Here is a 24,561-nt window from a genome sequence, read left to right as displayed (position 1 = left end):
AATTGCAATAAATTATGACTATATTCCCGTTTTACTAACTTATTGTTGCAGTAATACAGAAACATGAGCAAGAAAACGAGCCGAATGAAACCTATTAATATGGAACTAGAAAGTATCATTTTAATTTTGTAAAATTGGGGACAGATTGCAAATCTATTTTTCCAATAAAATATTCAAAGTTGGTTGATGAAAGACGTTTTACTATTTGATCGTGAAGCATAATATTATCTGCATATTCAATAAGTAAAACAGGTATTTTATATTTTGTACTTATTGCTTTTATATTTTTTAATCGTTCGATAAAATCATTGTTTTCACGAAGCTTATATGTATTTCCGTTAAAATTAAAATCAGTTGCTACAGACTCAAACAAAACCGATTCTATAAAGTTCTTGGTATCAGGTATTAATTCTAATCCTGAATTTTGAACCAAAACATGATTAGGATATTCTTTTTTAATTCTCTGAATTAAAGCAACCAAATCATTTCGTTGAGCAAATTGAGGTCCGAATGATGAAAAATTATCAATATTATCTAAAAATAAACCGTCGAATCCTTTATCTAAGACTTTTTTAATTAATGACATTAAGACAACAGGAGTTGTTTTATCTTTTAAATTTAAATAATAACTATCCCAATTATTGTTTTTTCCTAATGTTCTGTTTTTTAATATCTTATAATGTATTGCATTACTATTTACTTCACCTAAACTAATGTAGGCTAAAACATTTTTATTGTTCTTTTTTAGAATTGTTATTTCTTCCGTTTTAAAGTTTTTTTCTTCTAAAATAACATAATTATATCCTTTAATTTTTGCAGGATCTAATTTGCCATAGCACACCAAAACAGTACTCTTATTTACAGGATTACTGAAAACAGGTGTGGAAAGCAACGATGGCAAAAGCCATAAAAACAAATTAAAACGACGCATAATAATGATAATCTAGTTTTTTGAAAAAACGGAAAATATGCTTTAATGTATAAAACATAAAAAACATTGCACCAGCTAACATTCCCACGACACTATATTCAAAACTCACAAACCGGCTAAGAATAAAACCAATTGTTAGGTTAATAACAATTGCATAAATAATTCCTTTGAGCGGATGTTCAGTTTGACCTAATGTAAAGAGATATAGCGTATTAAGCATTCCCCAAGCTAGGAAAAAATACCCTAAACCACCAATGTAGGTAACTTTTACACTTAAAGCCTCTAACTCTTCATGAAATTGACCTTTGTAACCCCAAGAAGCAAACATCAGTTGATAAATAATTACAAATATAACCGCTGCAGTTAGTAGTAAAATAAGAATGTTTTGCCAATATAATTTGTGTAATTCTTTATTAAAAAGTTTTGAATTTTCAAATTGAACTAATTTTTGGGTAATGTCTAAAAAGCGAGTGAATGAAGCAATGCTAAATTCTAACACACCGGACAGCAATAAGAAAACTAAAATCGCCATATCCATTCCTAATTCGTAATCTTTTTCAAAATAAACCATAAATGGAAGTTGACCGTCTGCCGTAGTAGACCAAGCAAGGATTCTATCTATAAATATAAAAAGATAAATACAAATTCCGTACAAAAAATATCGGTGATTTTGATAAATAAACACAGATGTTTTAATATTTAAATCGGCTTTTGGTGGATGTTTTTTTAAGAAACTTCTAAAGAAAAAATACAAGTAAGTTTTTGCAGAAATTATAGCAATACTAATTCCAAACCAATGCGTATAATAAATTAATAGATTTGTATATTTATTTAAAACAACTGTTACAAATGTTCCCAAAACAACAGCAACAGTAATCATCCAACGTTGTCTGATTGTGTGTAACGGTGCTAATACCAATAATAGTAAGCCTATTAAAAACGCATAAGCAAATATGATAAATAATACCTTGTAGGGATAAATATGGATGAAGGAATTAATGAATAGAATAACAGCAAAAACGACAAAAAGTGTTTTTATTCCTAATTTTAAAAGGTAATCAATTGTTTTTTTGGTCATGGAATAGTCAAGATAATTCCAATAAAAAGTTGCTTGACGACCAATTACTTGAACAAATCCTCCGGTGGAAACAATACCAATGATTACTCCCAAAACAACTGCGGTTGACTGCAAATGATTAAAATGAACATGTGTCCACAACGAATAACCAAAAACAACAATGGCTGCAATTTGAAGAAAAACAGGAAGAAGATGAAAAATTCCTAAAGGGTAATATTGAGCAAAAATTTTAGCCTTTACAGCCATGTAATCAGAAAGCTGAATAGTTTCAGGATTAGTGACAATATACTCTCTTTCTTTAGCATTCAAGCTTTCTTTATGCTCCAAAGACGTTGTGAGTTGTCTGTACACATAGTTTGCTAAATCCTGAATGTCTGAAACACCATAATCAGCTTGTGTATCTATATCTCTAATACCAAAAGATTCAATGGTAGCAGCAACAACTCTGCTGCTTACAGGCTTACCAATTTTATCTTTTACATTATTTATTAATACCTTTATATTTTCACTATGCTTTTCCATTTTGCATTAGTAGAACACATACATTCTATTTTTTGGTTAGGTTTGGATTTAGGTGTAAATTTGGGTGGGGTTTATGAGGCTTTCACAGATTGAATTTCATCAAGTGATTGGATTAAAATTGGCATTTGTACTTCTTTAACTTCACGAGTAACAACTCTTTCATATACTTCTTCATAAGCATTAACGAATTTTCCAATAGTAAAATTCTCAATTACTTTTTTTCTCGCATTGATTCCCATTTGCTCTCTTAATTCTTTGTTATTAAGAAGCTCCACTACTCTATTTCCAATATCTTCGGCATCTTTTGGTTTACAAATATAACCACAAGAATTATCAAGAGCCTCAGTTACACCACCAACATCAGTTGCAACAACCGGAATTCCACAACTCATTGATTCCAATACAGTGTATGGAAAACCCTCAGATATAGAAGTTAATATCGAAATATCACCTTCACAAAACAATTCACTTGGCTTGTCATGGTAACCGGCTAATTTGAAATTTTCTTTTAAATCCAGTTCATCAATCAATCGTTCGCATTCTGCAGTATATTCAGGAACAGCATTGTTGTCACCATAAACCAAATACTGAATATTCGGTATTTGACGTTTTGCAACTTCACATGATTTTATCATTGTAACAATATCTTTCAAATCAAAAATACGAGCTGCTGCTACCACTGTTGGAATATCTTTTAAATGTTCCGGTTTTGGTGTAGGTTTAAACACATTGTGATCAATTCCGTTGTAAATGATTTCAATTTTTTCCGGATCAGCTCCGTACATTTTTTCCCATTTGATATTGAATTTGTTTACAGACAGAATTTTATCTGCTTTGTAGTAAACCAATTCAGTTACACATTCAGAAAATTTAATCAACATCTTTTTAAGGAAAAATGAATATTCTGATGAATTTATTGCTAACAAACGTTCACGGATAAAGACACCATGCTCAGTAACAATCATAGGAGTTCCGTATTTATACTTTAAAACCAAGGCCGGAATAACAGGAAAACCGGATAAGGTTAAATGCGAAACGTCAACTCTAGGAACATCAACAGAAAGCGGAATTAAAAAACGGTAAATCCAACGCATCCCGGAAGTTAAATCATATAAAGATACTTTTTCGTTTTCTTGTTCAGAATTCAAATCAGAAACCATGTAACAGAATGTTCTCCAAACTGGCTCACTCTTCATTGTTTTTTTATAATCATGCTTTTGAAAATAACGCCACATTTTTTGAATGGTTTCGTCAAAAGCTCTTACATCTCTATTGTTTGAGAAAATATGTCTTAGTAAATCTTGAAAAACAGGAATAAAAACTTGGTTGATTTTGTCTAAATCATTTTTCTCTTTCTGAGAAATAATTTTATAGTATTTTTTGCCATAATCAATCATTTCCTGTGGTTCCATAGGAGACCATAAAGGAACTTGGATTAGACTCTTTACGTTTTCACTTAATTTATATTTAGATTTAGACTCAAATTCTGCATTAATTGAATAAAGTGTAAAATTTGAATTTTTTACTTCATTACACAGCATATGTGCCCAAGTAGAAACTCCACCACCATTAAAAGGGTAAGTACCTTCTAAAATTAACATTACATCGTACTTTTTGCTCATAACTTTTAGATAATAAGATTCCATTCGTCGATGAGTCTGCCTATGCAGAACCAGACAATTTGGTGCACTTTAACAATCTTAGGGTGGTTTTGTGGTATTTTTTGGAACGCCGGCTCTTTGGGGACGACTTCAAAAAAGTAATTTAATTGACAAAAAAATACATTAACATCTTATTAATTAAAATTCAATCAGTTAAATCACAATTCAAATGTAGAACTAATTCTATATCAGACAAAATAAAAACCTTGAAATCTGTTGAAAACACTCATTTCATCGACGAAATACACATCAAAAAGATGAGTAACCCATAATGTCGATAAACGGTAAATTAAATTTTACAGAGTTTAAAATTAAGAGATATTTAACATCAAAAAAGACAGAATTATTCCTCTGAAAACAATTTTTCTCTAAATTTTCGACCAATAGCAACTGCAAGTCGTGTTTTATAATCTTCAATTAACCAATCGCGATAGTTTTTAGTTGAGCTGCTCAAACAATTGGTAAAATGGCGTACTCTACTTTCGATGTCATCTGCTAATTCTTTAGCCAAATATTTTGCTTCAATTAAAGTTTCCGAATTATCTACACACATCGAAGCATGATGATCTATTGATTTTTCAATCACTACTTTTGGACGTAGATTTTTTGCTAAAGCTATACGATATTCAGATTCTACATCAAAATCTATATCTGCAGTTTTGGCAAACTTAGCCCGAAGTTCAGGTGGCATTTTATAAAAGAAATTCAATTCAATTTCTACATCGCCTTTTAAATTATGAATGTATTGTTCCGGGTATTTAAAAATATGCTGCCAATCCAATTTATCAGTCCAAAGTCCAAACCGTGCCGCATTGTTTCCTAAATCGATAATAGTAAATTCATCTTTGTTTGGAAGTTTACGTGAACCGCGACCAATCATCTGAAAATAAAGTGTTAATGATTTGGTGGCTCGATTAAGAATAATAGATTCAACGGTAGGTTCGTCGAATCCTGTGGTTAGAATTCCAACCGAAGTTAAAATTGCATCAGGTGTTTCTTTAAACCATTTTAATATATCTTTTCGTTCTTCATTTGAATTGGTATTATCTAAATGTCGAATATTTTTAAAACCTGCTTCTTTAAAAACATCTAAAACACCTAAAGATGTAATTATTCCGTTATTAAAAATCAGGGTTTTCTTTCCAAGACAATGAGCAGTATAGGAATGTATCAATTTCTCCTGCATTGCCATGTTGGTATAGAGTTCATCTGAGGATTTTACTGTATAATCACCATTAATACCAATCTTTAATGAAGTTAAACCAACATCGTAACTATAAGTAGTTGCTTTGGCCAAATAACCTTTGTCAATCAATGAACCAATGCTATTTCCAACAACTAACTCATGATAGTTTTCATTCATTGGAAGTTTAATATTGGAGCTTAATGGTGTTGCAGTAACTCCGAGAAAAAAAGTATTTTTAAAAGCATGAAATAATTTTCGAAAAGAATTAAAATGAGCTTCGTCTATGATCAATAAACCAACATTATCAATAAGTAATTTTTCATCATTCAAACGATTTTTCAATGTTTCAACCATTGCAACAAAACAAGAATATTCATCTTGATCCGGTAATTCTTTTACAATGCTGTTAATAATTTTATTCTTCACATCAAACCCTTTCAACATTTTTGAGGTTTGTTTACACAACTCAATTCGATGCGTTAAAACAACTACTTTCTTATTATACTTTTCTAAATAACGACGTGTAATCTCAGAAAAAATTACGGTTTTTCCCCCACCGGTTGGCAATTGATAGAGTAAATGATAGTTGTGTGGAGCGTTTTCTATTTTATCAAAAATAAGGTCAATATCACCCAATTGATAGCTGTAGAGCTTTTTTTTCTCTTCAATTTCTAGCAATATATCTTTTTTTGACATTATGAAAATTTAAAAATTCGATTTTTGCAAAAATAAGCAGATAAAGTCCTACTATTCAATTTTTAGGTTAATTAATTTCAAAATTTCAATACACTATTGCTAAAAGGTTAAATTATACATAAAATCACATAAAAAAAAATCTCAGCGGTTTCATATTCAATGAATATTCTTAATTTTACACTCCTTTTCAGAAAGCCTTTAAAATAATATGAAGTATAGAATTAAAATCACTCCGATAGACAAATGGGTAATTGATCCTGTTAACCGGTTTATTGGTAAATCAACCACGGGCGGAATTGTTTTATTTCTATCTGCTGTTGTAGCTTTAATTTTAGCAAATTCTCCTTGGAAAGATGCTTATCATCATATTTGGGAACATAAAATAAGTTTCGGTATCGATAGTGATTTCTTGTTAGACAAAACTCTTCATCATTGGATAAATGACGGTTTAATGGCTGTTTTTTTCTTTGTAGTAGGATTAGAATTAAAACGAGAAATTATTGGTGGTGAATTATCTAATCCAAGGAAAGCAATATTACCAATCGTAGCAGGCTTTGGTGGAATGATTTTTCCGGCATTAATCTATTTGCTATTTAATCCTACGGGAGAGGCTCATAGCGGATGGGGAATTCCGATGGCAACAGATATTGCATTTGCTTTAGGTGTTTTGTTTTTACTTGGCAAGAGGGTTCCAACCTCACTAAAAGTTTTCCTAACAGTTTTGGCTATTGCAGATGATTTAGGTGCCGTTTTAGTAATTGCGTTTTTCTATACATCCGATATTTCTTTTACTAGTTTGATTGTAGGATCTATATTCTTAGTTCTATTAATTGCGTCAAACCTATTAGGAGTTAGAAATACATTTTATTATGGAATTTTAGGTATTGGTGGCGTCTGGATGGCTTTTATGTTATCCGGTGTTCATGCCACGATTGCTGGAGTTTTAGCTGCATTTACAATTCCGGCCAACGTTAAAGTTGATGAAATTGGTTTCATAGAAAAAATGAAAGATTATTTAAATAAATTTAAACATGCCGATCCAAATGGAGTGCCAACCGTTACACCGGAACAACTTCACATATTGGAAGATATGCGAACACTTTCCAAACAAGCAATGACACCGCTTCAACGTTTGGAACACGGAATGCATCCTTTTGTTACCTATGTTGTAATGCCGATTTTTGCTTTAGCTAATGCAGGCGTAACAATAACATCTGATTCAACCAGTTCAGGAATGAGTTTTGTTGCTTTAGGGGTAATTTTTGGATTATTATTAGGTAAATTTATTGGTATAGTTGGTGTTTCTACTTTATTTATTAAATTAAAATTAGCTCCTCTTCCAATAGGAATGACTATTAAACATTTAATTGGTGTAGGTTTATTAGCCTCCATTGGTTTTACAATGTCATTATTTATAGCAAACCTAGCTTTTAAAAATCAAGAATTAATTCAACAAGCAAAAATGGGAATTCTAATTGCATCATTAATTGGTGGTATAGTAGGATTCTTGTTTTTATATTTTAGCAACAACAAATCAGACGTAAAAATCACAGAAGCTGATACCCATTAATTATGCAACGCGAGAAAATTAAAAAAAATAAATGGAGGCAACTCCACATGTATTATACCTATACAGGTTTTTACAAATTCATTCTTGATGGATTAAAAAGTGCTTTTTTACCAACGGCATTAATAGTTGGTGCATTGTTTTATGTACATTATTATGTAATCAATATTAATGAAGGATTGACATTATTGACACAACGGTATAGTGATTTAACAATATTTTCAGTGTTTTTTGCTTCAGAATCAATTCTGGGTTTACTTCCACCGGACATTTGGATTGCGTGGACAAAAAATACCGACTACCCTATTCTTTACCTATCACTTTTAGCAATTTTGTCTTATTTGGGAGGAGTTGTTTCTTATTTATTAGGTAAAGCAATGTTGATTATTCCTTCTGTGAACAATTTTATGTTCAATAAAATGAGTAAACATATTGCCAACATGCGAAAATGGGGAGGTCTGTTAATTGCTGTTGGAGCACTACTACCACTTCCTTTTGCAATGGCAGCTATGGCGGCAGGAATGATTAAATTTAATTTTAAAAACTTTTTGTTGTTTGCATTATTAAGACTATTGCGTTTTGTTATTTATGGATTTGCAATCTATCAAATGTTGTAGTATGTTGGAGTTATTTAAAAAAACTGCTCTATTAGAAGGTATTTCGCTTTTGGCTCTTTTATTTTTTGCCATGCCAATGAAATATATGTTTGACCAAGAAATATATGTAAAAACTATCGGAATGGCACATGGAATTCTTTTTATAGTCTATATTATATTGTCAGTGATACTTAAATTCACTTTAAATTGGAGTTATAAATTATTAGCAATAATAGGTTTGGCTTCTATTATTCCATTCGGAACATTTTATGTAGAACGAAAATATTTGACTAACTAATTTATTATCTCTCAAGTCTGTCTTTTACATATTCAATTTTGGTTTTGCCGTGAGCAAGGGGTTTTCCATCATCACTTAAGTTGACCATAGTGATTGAATCCACAGAAATAATCGTTTCGCGTGTCATGATGTTTCGAACTTCGCAAGTAAGCGTAATAGATGTGTGCCCGAATTTAACAACATCTATTCCTATTTCAACTATATCGCCAGGTTTTGCTGAGCTTCTGAAGTTTATTTCAGACATGTGCTTGGTAACCACTTTTGCATTTTCCAACTGAATAATAGAATATAGAGCAACTTCTTCATCTATCCAAGCCAATAATCTACCTCCAAATAACGTTCCATTCGGATTCAAATCTTCGGGTTTTACCCATTTTCTGGTATGAAATCTCATCATTAACATATTAAATACACTCACAAAATTAAAATTAAAATCAGCAACTGCCAGAATTTTATAACATATTTAGCGAAAAGGTTTTCGTAATTCAACTAAATCATTTCTACCTTATTATGTAAGTAAACTACATGCATTTCATCGCTAACTTCTTTTAAACTAAGAGATTGTTTTTTATTTTTTTAAACAAAAAGGTTGATTATCTCAACTTTTAAACTATATTTGCACCCGTATAAAATTTGAATTTTAAATAAAATAAACACCAAAATGAAGAAAAACCTACTTATTATTTCTCTGTCAATCTTTGCATGTGCAACTTCTTTCGCACAAGATTCTACAGAAGTATCTAAAGTTGATGAATACAATAAATGGTCTATTGAGTTAAATGCAGGTCAAAGTAAAGGTATTAAGCCTTATTCTACAGGCTATTTCGCCAGTAATCCTGACAAAGTTTTAGGAAGTTTTACCGTAAACCACTACGAACTTGGAGTACGCTATATGTTTAGCCCTACTTTTGGTTTAAAATTAGACGGAGCATACGATAATCTTAAAAATTTAAGTGATGAGAGTTTAGATTTCGAAATGCAACAAATCAGAATTGGACTTCAAGGTGTTATTAACGCTGCACGTCTTTTTGATATACAAGAAAGTTTAGGCCGTTTTGGAATGTTATTCCATGGTGGTGTTCAAGTAGCTCAAATGACTCCTCAAATGGGAATCAACGAAGGACGTAACGAGTGGAATGGCGGAATCATGGTTGGTTTTACTCCGGAAGTTAGAATTACTAAAAATTTAGCTTTAACTGCTGATTTTACTTTAATATCAAATGTTAGACAACATTTCAATTGGGATGGTTCTTATTCTGATTCTAATAACAACTTAGCAGGTAGTATGTACACCACTTCATTAGGTTTATCCTATTCTTTTGGTCCTCACAAAGTTCACGGAGATTGGGCAACAATCACTAACAAACAACAAGAAGAAATTAATGCCCTTGAAAAACGTGTAGGTCAAATTGAAAATGATTTGAGTGATAGCGATCAAGACGGTGTGCCTGATTATTTAGATGTTGAACCAAACTCTATTGCGGGTGTTGCAGTTGATACTAAAGGAAGAATGGTTGATATTAACCAAAATGGCGTTCCGGACGAATTGGAGAGATACTTAAATAACACTTATGTAACCAACGAAAGTTATACTGCTGACGGAAAATCTTCTGAGATGATGAAAAAATTCATTAATGATGGTTATGTTGCAACTTACTTTGATTTCAACAAAAGACAACCAACAAATGTTTCTACAGAAGGAATTGACTTTATTAGAACTTATTTGTTAAACAATCCTACAGCTACTGTTGATATTATTGGTTATGCAGATGAAATTGGAAACACTCCATATAACAACAAGTTAGCTAATGATAGAGCTACTAACGTGAAAAACATCTTAATGAAAGCTGGAATTACTGAAGAAAGATTAAATGTAATTTCAAAAGGTGAAGATACATCAGTAGATAAAGATTCTGCAGGTGCAAGAAAATTGGTAAGAAGAGTAACTTTCAAAGTGAAATAATTAACAATCGATTCTTAATAACTATAAATCAACCTCTGTTTTACGACAGAGGTTTTTTTATAACTTTAAAATAAAAAATCATGACAACAAGAGATAGTTATATTATCGAAAACAGAGGTGAAGCTCTTGGCGTGGTAACAGAACAATCTTCTAACGAAGAAAGGTTTCAAAATCTAACCATCCGCCCTATTCTTAAACTTCAAAATGATTTGTTTGTTGATGTGTTTAAAAACTATATTTCAAAACACAAGAATGATTTTTATTCCTATTCAACGGAAAAGAAATTGCAGTTTATTGAGAATTCAATTCAAAAGGATATTAAGTTCAGAAACTCATTAAAAGGAATGGTGATCGGATTATTCACTATAAATGAATATGAAGACTACATTAAAAATTCATCAAACCTTAATAAAAGAATGATGAATATGTTGATTGAACGATTAAAAAGTAACATCATGCTGTTTGATACGCAGCAAGCTTCTTAATCTATTTTCTTAAAGATAACTTTCATGCCGTCTTGATTTATTAAATGCAAGCGATTGTTTTTAATTTTATATCCCGTAGAACTTTGTAAAGCTTTCAGAAATTCATTTTCCTTATTATTTTCGCCACAAGCCATTTTTGTGGAAATAATGTTCGTAAACCGTAGCAATTCTCTTTCTTGAAAAATTGTTCCGGAAATGCGATTGCAACCACCGTGACCACTAAATTTCTTTTCGGATGAATTTATTTCAATAATCGGAATTTCTTTAGCAAAATTATCTATCGTAACTTTTTTGCCTTCTAATTCTTCTAAAAGCCAAATGTCAAATAATCTATAGTCGGCAATATAATTTCCACAACCGGAATAGTTTACATTTTCCTTTTGATTATTTCTTCTCAAATTAATATCAACTTTATAATCATGTTTATTATCAGACATGCCGTCAGAACAGTTTTGCATACTAATCGTTACTTCTATTTCTCCACTTTCAGTGTTTACGCGATATAATTTCACATTCGAATCCATGGCACGAATGGGTTCCACGTGCGTTGAAGTAAAAAAATCACTTTCTTCAATTCCTTGAAAACGAATCATATCTTCAGAAATCTCTAAACTCCAAAATGGTTCTGTACCAATAGCTTTAAAATAACCTTCTGTTTTAGATTTCAACAAAGGAGCTTCCGGAATAATGGTTTTACTTTCTGTATTGGTTTTAGTGGAACATCCCACAAAAATTCCAATAATAACCATGTATACTATATTTTTCATCTCTTAACAAATTAAAAATTACTACACTAAATTTACATCTTTTAATTAAGATTTTTCATTCTTTCGATTAATTTATTTCACTTTTTTGATTGATTTAGTATGGTTTTAAGTACATTATTACTTATTCCTATCAAAAAAGAAGACATTTTTTTTGCAAATACTTAAATCGAATCCTTAAAATCAATAGTTTTTTTGAGCTTTTTACACACATTTTAAATTGTTAAAGACTATATCACAAAAATAATCAAAACTCAATATTTTGTATTTTAATATGATATTTTTTCATTATTATTGTTAAAACGAATGATATGAGAGAAGAATACTTCAAATGGCACTCCCCCAACCTTGGCAGAGAAATTCAAATGTTAGTTTTTGGTCACGCCGGTTATCCGGTAATTTTATTTCCAACTTCGATGGGAAGTTATCACGAAAATAGAGATCAAGGTCTGATTGCTTCTGCTAAATGGTACATCGAACAAGGATTAATTCAGATATTCTGTCCAGATAGTATTGATAAAGACAGCTTTTATAACAAAAAAATTCATCCTACACATCGAATTCAAAACCATGTTTGGTATGATAAAATGATTTGTCATGAAATTGTAGAACGAGTGAAAAACAATACCTATTCAGGAAAAGTTGCCGTTGCCGGTTGCAGTTTTGGCGGTTATCATGCGGCTAACTTTGCATTTCGTCATCCTGGTTATGTAAGCCATATGTTTTCGATGGGTGGAGCTTTTAATATCAAAAGTTTTATGGATGGCTTTCACGATGATAATGTTTTTTACAACAGTCCGGAAGATTATCTCCACGGATTAAATGATCGTGAATTGTGGAATATGGACATCGTACTAGGAACTTCTAACTGGGATATTTGTTTTGATGCCAATTTAAAACTCAGCCGAGTCCTCGCCCATCGCGATGTTCCACATTGGCTAGATGTCCGGCAAGACCGCGAACACGATTGGCCGGCTTGGAAAGAAATGTTTCCACACTATTTATCAAGAATTAAATTTTTTTAAACAACATAACACTTACCAACCATGAAGAAAATTGGAATTTTATTTGGAATGGAAGATACTTTCCCCCAAGCATTTATTGATCGAGTAAATTCAAAAAAAGAAAAAGGTATCGTTGCCGAAGCCGTTTCTATTGATAAAGTCGTACAAAACAAAGCCACAGAATATGCCGTTATCATCGACCGAATTTCGCAAGACGTACCGTTTTACAGAGCATACTTAAAAAATGCAGCTTTAACCGGAACTGCCGTCATTAATAATCCATTTTGGTGGAGTGCAGATGATAAGTTTTTCAACAACTGTTTAGCGGATGTTTTAGGCGTTCCGTTGCCAAATACAGTGATTTTACCATCTGCTGAACATCCAACAGACACAACCAGCAAATCTTTCCGAAATTTAGCCTATCCAATGGATTGGGAAGCGATTTTTGATTATGTAAAATTTCCGGCTTATATGAAACCGTATGCCGGTGGTGGCTGGAAAAATGTCTATCGTCTTGAAAACCGTGATGAATTTTGGGAAGTTCACCGTGAAACCGGACAATTAGTGATGCTTTTGCAAGAAGAAATTGTTTTTGATCAATATTTCCGTGTATATTGTTTAGGTGGAAAAGCAGTTAAAATTATGCCATACGAACCTAGAAATCCTCACCATTTACGTTATGTTGTCGATGGACCTCCGGCTGATAAAAAATTGTTGGCTACCGTAAAAGATTATACGTTGCGTTTGTGCAAAGGTTTAGGCTATGATTTCAATACGGTTGAATTTGCCGTTCGAGACGGAATTCCGTATGCCATCGATTTTGGAAACCCTGCTCCTGATGCTGAATTGACATCTGTTGGAAAAGAAAATTTTGAATGGGTTGTCGAAGAAGCAGCGAATATGGCTATTGAATACGCCAAAAAGCATAAAGATGGTCAAATGAACCTAACTTGGGGAACTTTTATGAAAGGTTCTGTAAACGACGCCAAACGATTTTAATAAACTCCTTTTTAAGAATAGAATAAAAGAACGACTATGAAGAAAGATTTACCCGTTTTTACACTCGGTGTAGAAGAAGAATACTTGATTATTGACCCACAAACGAGAGATTTGCGTTCGCATATGTCTAAAATTGTGGATGGAGCCAAAATCATTCTTCAGGAACAAGTGAAAGCCGAAATGCACCAATCTGTAGTAGAAGTTGGTACAAACATCTGTAAAAACGTTAAAGAAGCAAGAGAAGAAATTACATTTTTACGTAAAAAAATTGTCGAATTAGCCGCCAATCAAGGTTTGGTAGTTGGTGCTGCCGGAACACATCCGTTTTCCAAATGGCAAGACCAACCCATCACCGATGATCCTCGTTATCATATGATTGTCAATGAATTGCAAGATGCCGCTCGTTCCAATCTGATTTTCGGAATGCATTGCCACGTTGGAATTGAAAGCCGAGAAGTGGGTTTACAATTGATTAACCAAGCGTGCTATTTTTTACCGCATATTTTCTCGCTTTCCACAAATTCGCCTTTTTGGGAAGGAAGAAATACAGGCTACAAATCGTTTAGAACGAAGGTTTTTGACAAATTTCCTCGAACAGGTTTACCGGAATATTTTGATTCGGTTCAATCGTATGACAATTTCTTAGAAACATTAGTTAAAACGAATTGCATCGATAATCCGAAGAAAATTTGGTGGGATTTGCGTTTGCATCCTTTTTATAACACGATTGAATTCCGCATTTGCGATATGAGTTTAACAGTGGATGAAACAATTTGTATTGTCGCAATTATTCAAGCGATTGTAGCAAAATTGTATAAACTGAATACAGCAAACACGAGTTTCAATGTGTATCGATTGGCTCTGATTAAAGAAAATAAATTCCGTGCCGCTCGTTATGGTGTGCAAGGAAATATGATTGATTTTGGCTTACAAAAAGAAGTTCCAACCAAAGATTTAATTCTTGAACTACTTGAATTTATTGATGATGTTGTAGATGAATTAGGAAGTCGAGACGAAATCAATTATGTACACACCATTCTTCGTGAAGGAACCGGAGCCGCCAAACAATTAGCCATTTTCGAACAAACACAAGATCTAACCAAAGTAGTCGATTTTATTACAAGCGAGTTTACGAAAGGAATTTAGAACCATTTTTGTCATTCCGAAAGACGACGAAGTCGAAATAGGAATCTCCCGTTTTGACGGGCAAAAATGTTGAAAAGATTTCTAATAAACCAAAAAACAGCAAATAACTTATTCTTTTCAAAAAAGTTATCTTTGCATCAATAAATAGTTACCAAATGAATTCACACATAAAAATAGCGATTTTAGATATGTACGACGGCGAACCTAATCAGGGAATGCGTTGTATTTATGACATTATCAACCGATTTAATCAAATGGTTTCCTTTCAGGTTTTTGATGTTCGAGGTAAAAATGAATTACCCGACATTAAAAAATTTGATATTTTCATATCAACCGGTGGTCCCGGAAATCCATTGGAAGGGGACGGAAAATGGGACGTGAACTATTTCAATCTACTCGATTCATTGTGGAATTGGAATAATGAAAACGAAATGAAAAAGCACGTTTTATTCATTTGTCATTCATTTCAAATGGCTTGCAAGCACTTTGGTTTAGCCGAAATCACAAAGCGAAAAGACACTTCTTTTGGTGTAATGACTACACATAAAGTGAATGAAGGTCTGACAGATCCATTATTTGAAGGTTTGGACAATCCGTTTTACACAATAGATAGCCGTGATTTTCAAGTGATTCAACCCAAGTTGAAGAACATCAAAAAAATGGGTGCTCAAATCATTGCGTTAGAAAAAATCCGTGATCACGTGCAATACGAACGAGCGATTATGGGAATTCGTTTTTCCAATGAATTTGTTGGTTTACAATTTCATCCGGAAGCCGACCCATTGAGTTTCTTGGCTCATATGAAAAATAAAAGTTTCAAAGAAAAAATCATCAAGATGAAAGGTCGTCCGAAGTTTCTAAAAATGTTAGAAGATTTGGTGGATGAGGAAAAAATCTATCGTACAAACGAAACCATTATTCCAAACTTTCTTCGCATCGCCATCAACGATTTGATGAAACATAAAAAAATACTCTCTAACTAAGTTTCAAATTTTAAATTTTAAAAAAGGCACACTAGTAATTTCTTTTGTGTCTTTTTTTTAAAAATGTTTTACAATGAATACAGCTTTCAGAAAACAATTCAACGAAGAATTCTCAACCGAAAAATACAATCAGTTAATTGATTCAATCACCGCTGATTTTAATTATAAACCGACTTTCAGAATTGGAGAAACGCCTTTTTTCATTTCAAACGAGTTAAAAGCTCAATTATTAGAAGGTTGTAATGAAGTGATAGCTTTCATTCAACAAGACAACTTCAAAGAATTAACAAACAGAGCATTAGAATTAAACAGAAAAGTTCCAAACGAAGACAATCACACCACTTTTTTAGCCATCGATTTTGGTATTTGTGAAGAAAATGGAAAAGTTATTCCGAAGCTAATTGAAGTACAAGGATTTCCTTCATTGTTTAATTTTCAGAATCACTTGTCTCAAAAATTTGCTGACCTCTACCCTTTTCTAAATGAATTGACTCCTTATTTAAATGGTTTGGATAACGAATCGTATTTGAAATTAATCGAAGAAGTGATTTGCAATAATTACCCAAAAGAAAATGTCATTCTGTTGGAAATTGAACCGGAAAAGCAAAACACTAAAATTGATTTCTATTACTGCAAACGCGACATCGGAATTCCGGTAGTTTGTGTGACAGAATTAATTCAAAAAGGAAAAAAACTGTTTTATACCAATGATAAAGGAGTTGAAATTGAAGTAAAACGAATCTATAACCGAGTAATTTTTGACGAATTGGATTTGCGTACCGATTTGCAACTCAACTTTGATTTTTCTGCCGATTTAGACGTAGAATGGGCCGGACATCCGAATTGGTTTTTCCGTATCAGTAAATTTATTTTGCCTTATTTAAAAGGAAAATATTTTATTGAAACTACATTATTAAGCGATTTAAAAGAAATTCCGACCGATTTAGAAAACTATGTACTCAAACCGTTGTTTTCCTTCTCAGGAAGTGGTGTAATCTTCCACGTCAAAAAAGAAGACATCGAAGCCGTTACAGAAAAAGACTTATACATTCTCCAAAAGAAAGTAAATTATCTTCCCATCATTCAATCACCGGATGGCAAAGTAAAAGCCGAAGTTCGCTTGTTAGCCGTTTGGAAAAAAGATGCTCCCTCGCCTACCTTGGTTACCAATTTAGTCCGACTAAGCCGTGGCGAAATGATTGGTGTGAAATTCAATAAAGATAAAGATTGGGTTGGTGGAACAGTTGGGATGTTTGAGGATGAGTAGTTTATATTTAGTTAAATAAAAAATTATGACAGAAACTAAACAAGAAAATATAATTGCTAAATCTATAGATTATCAAAGATTGTTAAAAAATTTCAAAGATAATTTACCCTTAGGATTGGCAATTGCTTCAATATTAGGAGGAATCAATCAATTTTATAGCTTGTTATCGATAGGACCGTATTATGTTAGATTTTTTTCAGTTTCTCAGCTTTTGAGTGATGGTCTATGGATTTCATACTTGTTGTTGCCATTTTACTTTGTATTAATTTTTACTTTACCTTTCATAATAGCGACCGATGATGATTATCTAAGTATTTTTTATCCAACTAATAGTAAAGGAGGTTTTGACAAGACAAAAGTGAAAGCGGTTAATTTACTTATTATCATATTTGTATATGCACCCTTCTTCTATTATATTTTAACAGAAACATGGAAATATGGAAGTATTTTTACAATGATGACATCATTTGTTGCATTATTGGCAAATATGAAACTTGGGAAAAAATTTGATAAAGAAAATGTATTTGACATTTTTGCTGTCATTTCAATGTTGATTTTTATTTCTTCAATTTATTTTACATGGAAATGGACGTTCAGAGATAACCAAATTCCAAAAAACTTAATTAATAAATCAGTAATAGAAAAATCAATTGAAAAAAATCATCCTTCATATGAATATAAAATATTATATATGAATGATAAATACATTTTTTCAAAAATTTATTGTGATTCTATAAATGATCCAAATGCTAGAATTTTTATATTACCATCTGAGGTTTTTTCAGAATTAGAACTTAAACCTTAAATGGTCTCAATTTAACAGTTAGAATAAAGAAATTATTTTTTTATTAAGTTCATAAAAGATAAGTACTACATCATCCAATTCCTCCTCACCTCCCCAAAACTCATCCCATCATAAATCATTTTCGTCACAATTTTTTTTCGTAAACCCTCCAAATCCTCATACTCCAAATACTTCGCCCAATCTTCTTCATTCAAAATTTGTTTGATGTTTTTGATTGTTTTGGCAGTTTCAGAAGCATTTCGTAAAACGACTTTTCCATCATAAAACGACATATCTTTATGAAAAAAATCAATGGTTTTCTGTTCAAAATCCACTTGAATAAAGAATAAGTTGGCGGTTTCATCATTGGGGTAAAAATCTGTCCAGCGAGCAAAACCAATTTTGGTGTGTTGGTTTTTATAGTCGGTTAATGGTAGCAAACGCCAACGACAATTAGCGGCTCTTCCCCAATGGTTGGAGATGCGGTAAACACCATCTTCAGTAAAAAAATATTCACTACCTGACTTACTTTTGAAATGCGATTTTTGCAACTCAAAATCCGTTTGAGAAACTTCTTTCCAAAGGCAAAAAGTGTGTTTATGAAAATTATATGAATTATATTTTTTCATTTTGTAAGTTGCCACGAATTACACGAATTTCCACTAATTTTTAAAAAAAAGCAATACAAATAATTCGTGAAATTAGTTTAATTCGTGGCTAAAATTTAATGCAACTTCTTCACCGCCTGTTGTTCAGCAACTGTAGCAAAGTCTCTCACCAATCGCTCAGCATAATCATCTAATAATTCTCGAACTCGTTCGTGCTTATCACACTTGACAATCAATCCTGCGTGGTATTCCAACGGCACACGGAAACACACTTCACTATCATTAAATCCACTCAAATCTGGCTGTTCAAATTTGGATAACGTCAACACGATTCCTGCAAATTGTTTCTTTTGCGAAGGAACTTTGTATTCTTTTCCTCTTACCAACGCATCTTCAATTCTAGCCCATTCTCCCCATAAATTAATGTTGGAAGCGGCTTCAACCATCTCAGCCAAATGAGCTCCACCCACACGCGAAGAAGTTTCTAAAAAGTAAATTTTTCCATCTTCATTACATTTGATAAACTCGGTGTGAGTAGCTCCGTGTTTCATCCCAAACGCTTTCATCACTTGTTCATTCACTTTTTTAATGGCTTTGTCATCGGCAGAATTATACGGAATATTGGCACTTCTAAAAATTCCTCCACCTTGCGAAATTTCCATCGGTGTTGCCAAATATTGCGATGTTAAACTGAATAAAACTTTGCTGTTAAAATTCAATCCGTCACAATGATAAACTGCTCCCGGTTTGAATTGTTCCACTAAATATTTAATGCGATTTCCGCCTAATTCGTGTATTTTTTCCCATAACTCCTCTTTCGAATGTACTTTCATAATTCCGGATGCAGAAGCTTCCGAACGCGGTTTCAATACCCAAGGAGGCGAAACCGTTTCTGCAAAATGATTGATATATTCATCATTAAACAACGCACTAAATGGCGGAACCGGAACACCTTCGGCGTGAGCTTTTACTCGCATAGCTAACTTGTCACGGAAATACCTTCCGGTGGTTTGCCCCATTCCGTCAACACGCAAATTTTCACGCAAATAAGTTGCTTTTTCTACATCAAAATCGTCCAAAGCCACAATAGCATCTACTTTTTCAGTTCGCATTAATCCGGCGACACCTTGCAAAAGCATATCTAAATCCCAATCGATATCTTGGCCCGGCATATAAAAAATTTCATCAATCGAATCAAAAGCCCACGGTTTGTCACGCAGTTTTTCGGAAGTGATCAGAAAAACTTTGTTTCCTAATTTCTTCAAATTAATTAAAAAATCATTTCCTTTAAAATAATTGGAAATACAGATGAAGGTTTTGGTATTATTTTCCATATACTATTGGTTTTCAATAAAATTAGTAATTAAATGTACTCCAAAAGCCGTTGCGTGTTTGGTTTTGGCAAATTCATCATCCACGAAAGTGACACCGGCAATGTCAAGATGTGCCCAAGAGGTATGATTTTCGGTAAAAAATTCTAAAAATTTAGCTGCAGAAATCGCTCCGGCAACCGGTTTTCCTGAATAATTTTTTACATCAGCAATTTCACTTTCAATGTCCGATTTGTAAGCATCCCATAATGGTAATGGCCACAAACGCTCTCCTATTCCATCTCCAGCAAGTTGTAATTGTTTGACTAGCAATTCATTATTTGTAAACAATGCTCCACATTCATTACCAAAAGTGGCAACGCTACTTCCGGTTAATGTAGCTAAATCAATAACCGTTTCAGGTTTGAAATTTTTAATTAAATACGATAAACCATCGGCTAAAATCAATCGTCCTTCGGCATCTGTATCAATAATTTCGATGGAATGACCACTGTAACTTCCAATCACATCACTTGGCAAAAAGGAATTGGCATCCACCGAATTTTCACAAGCCGGGACAATCGCCGTCACTCGATAAGGAAGTTGTAAATCAGCAATCAATTGCATTGCTCCTAAAACTGCAGCAGCACCAGCCATATCGCATTTCATATGAACCATCCCGGCCGTTTTGATGTTGAGTCCGCCCGTGTCAAATGTGATGCCTTTTCCAACTAAACCGATGTGTTTTTTAGCATTTTCGGGTTGATAATCCATCACGATAAATTGCGATTCATTCGCACTTCCTTTTCCTACGGAAACAAAAGCATCTAAACCTAATTCTTTTGATTTTTGATGACCGAAAACTTCCACTGAAAATCCGAAATTTTTACCCGTTTCAATCGCCCAATCAGCTAAATGTTTTGGGGTAATTTTATTAGGAGGTAAATCTACTAAATGATACGTTTCTAATTGAGCATTGGCAATTTTTAGACCTTTATCAATGGCATTTTTGACATCCGAATACGAATTCACTTCAAAAATAAAATCGTCTGTTTCTAATGAATGTTGCTTTTTATCTTTTTTGTAATGACCTAATTGATAGGTTCCGAGCCATAAACCGGAAATAATCGCTTCGATATTATCTGTGGATAAATCGCCGGAAAGAAACAATTTGGCTTCTTCTTTAAAATAGGATTTTTGCTTCGTAGAAATTCTTCTGAAAGTAGTTTTAATCGATTTGTAATCCGGATCTTTTCCTAAACCAATGAATAAAAAGATATTTTCATCCTTTTCATAAAAATAAAGACTGTCTTTTTTTCCTGAAAAAATGGTTTTAGATAAATGGATTTCATCAAAAATAATCGCCTCTTCTGTTTCCAAAAGCGGAATTAAATTTAATTTTTTATGGGATTGATTGTTTGTATAATGGATTTTCATTGTAAATTTTTATTGATTTTTGACATTGATATTGTCATTGAAATTGATTTTATTCTTCTTTCGTACTAAAAAATAACCATTCAATTGCTTTCGGAAATTCATCACTCCAATACACTTCGTTGTGTTTTCCTTGTTCGTTAATGCTTAATCGTACTTTCATTTTATCGTTTAATGCATCTTTTTTGAGTAATCGCTTTTTGAAATTCTTCACGTGGTCAATCATCGTGGCACTTTCATCACCGCCGGCATACAAGTAAATTCGGGTATCTTGCGGTTCATCCATATCCAAAAAAGACAATTTTATTTTTGGAACAACCCAAAGTGATGGCGAAAAAATCATCAGTTTTCCAAACACTTCAGGATACATAATTCCACTAAAAATACTGACTAATCCACCCATTGAACTTCCTCCAATTCCTGTAAACTCACGTTCCGGTTTAGTTCTGAAATTTTCATCAATAAAGGGTTTCAAGGTATCAGTTAAAAATCGAATGTACTTTTTGCCCTGACCGGTTCCAAGAACCGTATTACCAACATTGTATTCTAAAATTCGTTCACTATCAGCGTGTTCGACGGCAATTACGATTATTTTTCCAATGCTATATTCAGCCATTACGGCTAACTTTTTATCAATTTCCCAGTTACCGTATTTTGCATTTTCATTAAATAAATTCTGAGCATCTTGCAAATACATTACCGGATAATGATCTTTTGAAGTCTCATAATCATACGGCAATAAAGCCCAAACTTTACGTTTTTTATTTAACTGCGGAATTTCAAATTCTTCGGAAACTAAATGCACTTTTGGTAAAAAATTGGGTTTAAAAGGCAACCAATTGTGACGCCATTTCGCTACATGTTCCTTTTTAACGCCACTATGTTGTTTGCACGAACGATTTTCTGTCCGATTTCCGTATTTATCAATTTCAACTTCGCTCCAATCACCTCGTGTAAATTTGTATAAAAGTTCGTCGGGATACTTAAAATCAAATGGGAATTTATAGTGATAAAGTCCTTTTCCAACTTTTTCCATTAGAAAATTCTTGTCTTGCGTAATCCAATTGTTAAAATTTCCGGATATGTAAACCGGCCGATCGTCATCTTCATCGGTGGTTAAAAGTAAATTGAGTTGGGGTTCAATAATTTCTTTTTCAGGCTGTTGGGGTAGTATATTTTCTGCTGGCTTCATGTAATCAATTTAATCGTAATCTTAATTATATATAAAAAGTAAATATAGGTTTTTGGTTTGTGATTAAAAATATTTTTTAACAGAATTTCGAAAAATGCAAGAATAATGAGTAATCGAATCAAATAGTAATAATTAAATAAATTTGAGCATTCATTTCATTCAAAAATCGTATTATTTTTAATAAATTAGCCACTTCAATTTTTACACAACAAACAAATGAAAAATACAGCGTTAACGCACATTCACGAAAGTTTAGGAGCTAAATTAGTACCATTTGCCGGATATAACATGCCGGTTCAATATGAAGGAGTAACTGTGGAACACGAGACAGTTCGCAACGGTGTTGGTGTTTTTGACGTATCACATATGGGTGAATTTTTATTATCGGGTCCTAATGCGTTGGCTTTGATTCAAAAGGTAACTTCCAACGATGCCTCTACTTTAACTATTGGTAGAGCTCAATACTCGTGTTTACCTAATAATCAAGGTGGTATTGTAGATGATTTAATTGTATACAAAATCAAAGAAGAACAATATTTATTGGTAGTTAACGCATCTAATATTGAAAAAGATTGGGATTGGATTTCGTCGCACAATGATTTAGGTGTGGAAATGAAAAACATTTCAGAAGATTATTCTTTATTGGCAATTCAAGGTCCAAAAGCGGTGGAAGCCATGCAATCATTGACATCAATCAATTTATCCGAAATTAAATATTATCATTTTGAAGTAGCTGATTTTGCAGGAATTGAAAATGTAATCATTTCTGCAACAGGCTATACTGGTTCAGGTGGATTTGAAATTTATTGTAAAAATTCGGAAGTAGAACAAATTTGGAAAAAAGTTTTTGAAGCCGGAGCATCCTTCGGAATCAAACCAATCGGATTGGCTGCGAGAGATACATTACGTTTAGAAATGGGCTTTTGTTTGTATGGAAACGACATCAACGACACCACTTCGCCATTAGAAGCGGGTTTGGGGTGGATTACCAAATTCACAAAAGAATTTACCAATTCTGAAAATTTGAAGAAGCAAAAAGAAGAAGGCGTAACCAAAAAATTAGTTGGTTTTGAATTGTTGGAAAGAGGAATTCCGCGTCACGACTACGAAATTTTGGATGCTGACGGTAATAATATCGGAATCGTAACTTCCGGAACCATGGCTCCTACAGTTGGAAAAGGAATTGGTATGGGATATGTGAAAACTGAATTTTCAACTCCTGATTCTGAAATCTACATTCAAATCAGAAATAATAAAGTAAAAGCGAAAGTGGTAAAAATGCCGTTTTACAAGAAATAAAACATTTTGAAATAACGGTTTAAGTATTATTTTTGCATCACAAATAGAATATTGAAATAAATAGAAATGGGAAGAGCATTTGAATTTAGAAAAGCACGAAAAATGAAACGTTGGTCAGCAATGGCCAAAACGTTCACCAGAATAGGAAAAGACATTGTAATGGCTGTGAAAGAAGGTGGTCCGAATGCGGAAACCAACTCTCGTTTGCGTGCCGTTATTCAGAATGCCAAGGCTGCCAATATGCCAAAAGACAATGTTGAAAGAGCAATTAAAAAAGCGTCAGACAAAGACACAGCCAACTTTAAAGAGGTTTTGTTTGAAGGGTATGCTCCACACGGAATCGCTATATTGATTGAAACAGCCACAGACAATAATAATAGAACAGTAGCAAACATTCGAAGTTACTTCAACAAATGCAATGGAACTATGGGAACGCAAGGTTCGGTTGAATTTATGTTTGATCATACCTGTAATTTCAGAATTCCAGCCGAAGGTCAAAATGTAGAAGATTTAGAATTAGAAATGATTGATTTTGGTGTAGAAGAAATTTTTGCCGATGAAGATGGAATTCTAATGTATGCTCCTTTTGAAAGCTTCGGAGCCATTCAAAAAGAATTGGAAAACAGAAACATCGAAATTTTATCTTCCGGTTTTGAAAGAATTCCACAAATCACCAAAGAAGTCACTGCAGAACAAATGGCAGATGTAGAAAAACTATTAGAAAAAATTGAAGAAGATGATGATGTGATGAATGTGTATCACACGATGCAGGAATAATTTCAAATTTT

Annotated in this window: 23 protein-coding genes; 13 read left to right on the top strand and 10 right to left on the bottom strand. The window is 32.8% G+C overall.

Going from position 1 to position 24,561, the window contains the following annotated elements; all coding sequences use genetic code 11:
- Positions 1 to 115 precede the first annotated feature (115 nt).
- The 4 genes from B4N66_RS13085 to B4N66_RS13070 all read right to left on the bottom strand — a co-directional run bounded on the left by B4N66_RS13085 (position 116) and on the right by B4N66_RS13070 (position 6,074).
- The gene (locus B4N66_RS13085; protein WP_291095288.1) at positions 116 to 931 is read right to left on the bottom strand and encodes an endo alpha-1,4 polygalactosaminidase; all 816 of its coding nucleotides are present in this window, start codon (positions 929 to 931) and stop codon (positions 116 to 118) included.
- Positions 918 to 2,531 (bottom strand): hypothetical protein, encoded by a 1,614-nt coding sequence (locus B4N66_RS13080; RefSeq protein ID WP_291095287.1) that lies wholly within the window; start codon positions 2,529 to 2,531, stop codon positions 918 to 920. The genes B4N66_RS13085 and B4N66_RS13080 overlap by 14 nt, the downstream gene beginning before the upstream one ends.
- A gap of 71 nt (positions 2,532 to 2,602) precedes the next feature.
- Entirely contained in the window at positions 2,603 to 4,153 is a 1,551-nt protein-coding gene (gene pelF, locus B4N66_RS13075) for a GT4 family glycosyltransferase PelF (protein WP_291095286.1), read from the bottom strand.
- A gap of 382 nt (positions 4,154 to 4,535) precedes the next feature.
- Positions 4,536 to 6,074, bottom strand: a complete 1,539-nt coding sequence (locus B4N66_RS13070) for a DEAD/DEAH box helicase (protein WP_291095285.1) — start codon at positions 6,072 to 6,074, stop codon at positions 4,536 to 4,538.
- A gap of 208 nt (positions 6,075 to 6,282) precedes the next feature.
- On the opposite strand from B4N66_RS13070, the gene nhaA reads away from it, so the two are divergent.
- Genes nhaA through B4N66_RS13055 form a run of 3 tightly spaced genes read left to right on the top strand, consistent with a single transcriptional unit; the run spans position 6,283 to position 8,535 of the window.
- Positions 6,283 to 7,644, top strand: coding sequence for a Na+/H+ antiporter NhaA (gene nhaA, locus B4N66_RS13065; RefSeq protein ID WP_291095284.1), 1,362 nt, complete (start codon positions 6,283 to 6,285; stop codon positions 7,642 to 7,644).
- Positions 7,645 to 7,691: 47 nt separating this feature from the next.
- Positions 7,692 to 8,258 (top strand): short-chain dehydrogenase, encoded by a 567-nt coding sequence (locus B4N66_RS13060; protein WP_291095283.1) that lies wholly within the window; start codon positions 7,692 to 7,694, stop codon positions 8,256 to 8,258.
- Position 8,259: 1 nt separating this feature from the next.
- Entirely contained in the window at positions 8,260 to 8,535 is a 276-nt protein-coding gene (locus tag B4N66_RS13055) for a DUF3817 domain-containing protein (protein ID WP_291095282.1), read from the top strand.
- Between the two features lie 4 nt (positions 8,536 to 8,539).
- Here the strand turns inward: B4N66_RS13055 and B4N66_RS13050 are convergent, their stop codons facing one another.
- The gene (locus B4N66_RS13050) at positions 8,540 to 8,929 is read right to left on the bottom strand and encodes an acyl-CoA thioesterase (protein WP_291095281.1); all 390 of its coding nucleotides are present in this window, start codon (positions 8,927 to 8,929) and stop codon (positions 8,540 to 8,542) included.
- A gap of 267 nt (positions 8,930 to 9,196) precedes the next feature.
- Between B4N66_RS13050 and B4N66_RS13045 the strand changes: the two genes are divergently transcribed.
- Together B4N66_RS13045 and B4N66_RS13040 are read left to right on the top strand one after the other, a co-directional pair.
- On the top strand, positions 9,197 to 10,498 hold the full coding sequence (locus B4N66_RS13045; protein WP_291095280.1) for an OmpA family protein: 1,302 nt from the start codon (positions 9,197 to 9,199) through the stop codon (positions 10,496 to 10,498).
- An 80-nt stretch (positions 10,499 to 10,578) separates the two neighbouring features.
- Positions 10,579 to 10,983 carry a glyoxalase gene (locus tag B4N66_RS13040; RefSeq protein WP_291095279.1) on the top strand — a complete coding sequence of 135 codons (405 nt, stop codon included), beginning with the start codon at positions 10,579 to 10,581 and terminating at the stop codon, positions 10,981 to 10,983.
- Here B4N66_RS13040 and B4N66_RS13035 read toward each other — a convergent pair.
- Positions 10,980 to 11,750: an META domain-containing protein gene (locus B4N66_RS13035; RefSeq protein WP_291095278.1), complete on the bottom strand. Its 771-nt coding sequence runs from the start codon at positions 11,748 to 11,750 to the stop codon at positions 10,980 to 10,982. The genes B4N66_RS13040 and B4N66_RS13035 overlap by 4 nt on opposite strands.
- A gap of 308 nt (positions 11,751 to 12,058) precedes the next feature.
- On the opposite strand from B4N66_RS13035, the gene B4N66_RS13030 reads away from it, so the two are divergent.
- From B4N66_RS13030 to B4N66_RS13005, 6 genes are all read left to right on the top strand, one after another.
- The gene (locus tag B4N66_RS13030; protein ID WP_291095277.1) at positions 12,059 to 12,772 is read left to right on the top strand and encodes an esterase family protein; all 714 of its coding nucleotides are present in this window, start codon (positions 12,059 to 12,061) and stop codon (positions 12,770 to 12,772) included.
- Between the two features lie 21 nt (positions 12,773 to 12,793).
- Positions 12,794 to 13,750, top strand: a complete 957-nt coding sequence (locus B4N66_RS13025; RefSeq protein ID WP_291095276.1) for an ATP-grasp domain-containing protein — start codon at positions 12,794 to 12,796, stop codon at positions 13,748 to 13,750.
- A 36-nt stretch (positions 13,751 to 13,786) separates the two neighbouring features.
- Positions 13,787 to 14,896, top strand: a complete 1,110-nt coding sequence (locus tag B4N66_RS13020; protein ID WP_291095275.1) for a carboxylate-amine ligase — start codon at positions 13,787 to 13,789, stop codon at positions 14,894 to 14,896.
- 155 nt (positions 14,897 to 15,051) lie between these two features.
- The gene (locus tag B4N66_RS13015) at positions 15,052 to 15,879 is read left to right on the top strand and encodes a type 1 glutamine amidotransferase (protein WP_291095274.1); all 828 of its coding nucleotides are present in this window, start codon (positions 15,052 to 15,054) and stop codon (positions 15,877 to 15,879) included.
- Between the two features lie 73 nt (positions 15,880 to 15,952).
- The gene (locus B4N66_RS13010; protein WP_291095273.1) at positions 15,953 to 17,146 is read left to right on the top strand and encodes a hypothetical protein; all 1,194 of its coding nucleotides are present in this window, start codon (positions 15,953 to 15,955) and stop codon (positions 17,144 to 17,146) included.
- 25 nt (positions 17,147 to 17,171) lie between these two features.
- Positions 17,172 to 17,951, top strand: coding sequence for a hypothetical protein (locus B4N66_RS13005; RefSeq protein ID WP_291095272.1), 780 nt, complete (start codon positions 17,172 to 17,174; stop codon positions 17,949 to 17,951).
- A gap of 65 nt (positions 17,952 to 18,016) precedes the next feature.
- On the opposite strand, the gene B4N66_RS13000 is transcribed toward B4N66_RS13005, so the two are convergent.
- From B4N66_RS13000 to B4N66_RS12985, 4 genes are all read right to left on the bottom strand, one after another.
- Positions 18,017 to 18,559 (bottom strand): hypothetical protein, encoded by a 543-nt coding sequence (locus tag B4N66_RS13000; RefSeq protein ID WP_291095271.1) that lies wholly within the window; start codon positions 18,557 to 18,559, stop codon positions 18,017 to 18,019.
- Positions 18,560 to 18,654: 95 nt separating this feature from the next.
- Positions 18,655 to 19,872, bottom strand: coding sequence for an ATP-grasp domain-containing protein (locus B4N66_RS12995; RefSeq protein WP_291095270.1), 1,218 nt, complete (start codon positions 19,870 to 19,872; stop codon positions 18,655 to 18,657).
- Between the two features lie 3 nt (positions 19,873 to 19,875).
- Positions 19,876 to 21,285, bottom strand: coding sequence for a leucyl aminopeptidase family protein (locus tag B4N66_RS12990; protein ID WP_291095269.1), 1,410 nt, complete (start codon positions 21,283 to 21,285; stop codon positions 19,876 to 19,878).
- A gap of 49 nt (positions 21,286 to 21,334) precedes the next feature.
- Positions 21,335 to 22,474, bottom strand: coding sequence for an alpha/beta hydrolase (locus tag B4N66_RS12985; RefSeq protein WP_291095268.1), 1,140 nt, complete (start codon positions 22,472 to 22,474; stop codon positions 21,335 to 21,337).
- Between the two features lie 216 nt (positions 22,475 to 22,690).
- Here B4N66_RS12985 and gcvT point away from each other — a divergent pair, with 216 nt between their 5' ends.
- Both gcvT and B4N66_RS12975 read left to right on the top strand, forming a co-directional pair.
- Positions 22,691 to 23,773 (top strand): glycine cleavage system aminomethyltransferase GcvT, encoded by a 1,083-nt coding sequence (gene gcvT / locus B4N66_RS12980; protein ID WP_291095267.1) that lies wholly within the window; start codon positions 22,691 to 22,693, stop codon positions 23,771 to 23,773.
- Positions 23,774 to 23,839: 66 nt separating this feature from the next.
- Positions 23,840 to 24,550 (top strand): YebC/PmpR family DNA-binding transcriptional regulator, encoded by a 711-nt coding sequence (locus B4N66_RS12975; protein WP_248433913.1) that lies wholly within the window; start codon positions 23,840 to 23,842, stop codon positions 24,548 to 24,550.
- Positions 24,551 to 24,561 lie beyond the last annotated feature (11 nt).

Source organism: Flavobacterium sp. UBA2787, from assembly GCA_002352205.1.
Taxonomy (GTDB): Bacteria; Bacteroidota; Bacteroidia; order Flavobacteriales; family Flavobacteriaceae; genus Flavobacterium.
This window is presented reverse-complemented; position numbering and strand designations above follow the sequence as displayed.

What these genes read in the sequence shown, in the direction of transcription:
- B4N66_RS13085 (WP_291095288.1), bottom strand. Translation starts at nt 931, where the DNA reads ATGCGTCGTTTTAATTTGTTTTTATGGCTTTTGCCATCGTTGCTTTCC.
- B4N66_RS13080 (WP_291095287.1), bottom strand. Translation starts at nt 2,531, where the DNA reads ATGGAAAAGCATAGTGAAAATATAAAGGTATTAATAAATAATGTAAAA.
- pelF (WP_291095286.1), bottom strand. Translation starts at nt 4,153, where the DNA reads ATGAGCAAAAAGTACGATGTAATGTTAATTTTAGAAGGTACTTACCCT.
- B4N66_RS13070 (WP_291095285.1), bottom strand. Translation starts at nt 6,074, where the DNA reads ATGTCAAAAAAAGATATATTGCTAGAAATTGAAGAGAAAAAAAAGCTC.
- nhaA (WP_291095284.1), top strand. Translation starts at nt 6,283, where the DNA reads ATGAAGTATAGAATTAAAATCACTCCGATAGACAAATGGGTAATTGAT.
- B4N66_RS13060 (WP_291095283.1), top strand. Translation starts at nt 7,692, where the DNA reads ATGTATTATACCTATACAGGTTTTTACAAATTCATTCTTGATGGATTA.
- B4N66_RS13055 (WP_291095282.1), top strand. Translation starts at nt 8,260, where the DNA reads ATGTTGGAGTTATTTAAAAAAACTGCTCTATTAGAAGGTATTTCGCTT.
- B4N66_RS13050 (WP_291095281.1), bottom strand. Translation starts at nt 8,929, where the DNA reads ATGAGATTTCATACCAGAAAATGGGTAAAACCCGAAGATTTGAATCCG.
- B4N66_RS13045 (WP_291095280.1), top strand. Translation starts at nt 9,197, where the DNA reads ATGAAGAAAAACCTACTTATTATTTCTCTGTCAATCTTTGCATGTGCA.
- B4N66_RS13040 (WP_291095279.1), top strand. Translation starts at nt 10,579, where the DNA reads ATGACAACAAGAGATAGTTATATTATCGAAAACAGAGGTGAAGCTCTT.
- B4N66_RS13035 (WP_291095278.1), bottom strand. Translation starts at nt 11,750, where the DNA reads ATGAAAAATATAGTATACATGGTTATTATTGGAATTTTTGTGGGATGT.
- B4N66_RS13030 (WP_291095277.1), top strand. Translation starts at nt 12,059, where the DNA reads ATGAGAGAAGAATACTTCAAATGGCACTCCCCCAACCTTGGCAGAGAA.
- B4N66_RS13025 (WP_291095276.1), top strand. Translation starts at nt 12,794, where the DNA reads ATGAAGAAAATTGGAATTTTATTTGGAATGGAAGATACTTTCCCCCAA.
- B4N66_RS13020 (WP_291095275.1), top strand. Translation starts at nt 13,787, where the DNA reads ATGAAGAAAGATTTACCCGTTTTTACACTCGGTGTAGAAGAAGAATAC.
- B4N66_RS13015 (WP_291095274.1), top strand. Translation starts at nt 15,052, where the DNA reads ATGAATTCACACATAAAAATAGCGATTTTAGATATGTACGACGGCGAA.
- B4N66_RS13010 (WP_291095273.1), top strand. Translation starts at nt 15,953, where the DNA reads ATGAATACAGCTTTCAGAAAACAATTCAACGAAGAATTCTCAACCGAA.
- B4N66_RS13005 (WP_291095272.1), top strand. Translation starts at nt 17,172, where the DNA reads ATGACAGAAACTAAACAAGAAAATATAATTGCTAAATCTATAGATTAT.
- B4N66_RS13000 (WP_291095271.1), bottom strand. Translation starts at nt 18,559, where the DNA reads ATGAAAAAATATAATTCATATAATTTTCATAAACACACTTTTTGCCTT.
- B4N66_RS12995 (WP_291095270.1), bottom strand. Translation starts at nt 19,872, where the DNA reads ATGGAAAATAATACCAAAACCTTCATCTGTATTTCCAATTATTTTAAA.
- B4N66_RS12990 (WP_291095269.1), bottom strand. Translation starts at nt 21,285, where the DNA reads ATGAAAATCCATTATACAAACAATCAATCCCATAAAAAATTAAATTTA.
- B4N66_RS12985 (WP_291095268.1), bottom strand. Translation starts at nt 22,474, where the DNA reads ATGAAGCCAGCAGAAAATATACTACCCCAACAGCCTGAAAAAGAAATT.
- gcvT (WP_291095267.1), top strand. Translation starts at nt 22,691, where the DNA reads ATGAAAAATACAGCGTTAACGCACATTCACGAAAGTTTAGGAGCTAAA.
- B4N66_RS12975 (WP_248433913.1), top strand. Translation starts at nt 23,840, where the DNA reads ATGGGAAGAGCATTTGAATTTAGAAAAGCACGAAAAATGAAACGTTGG.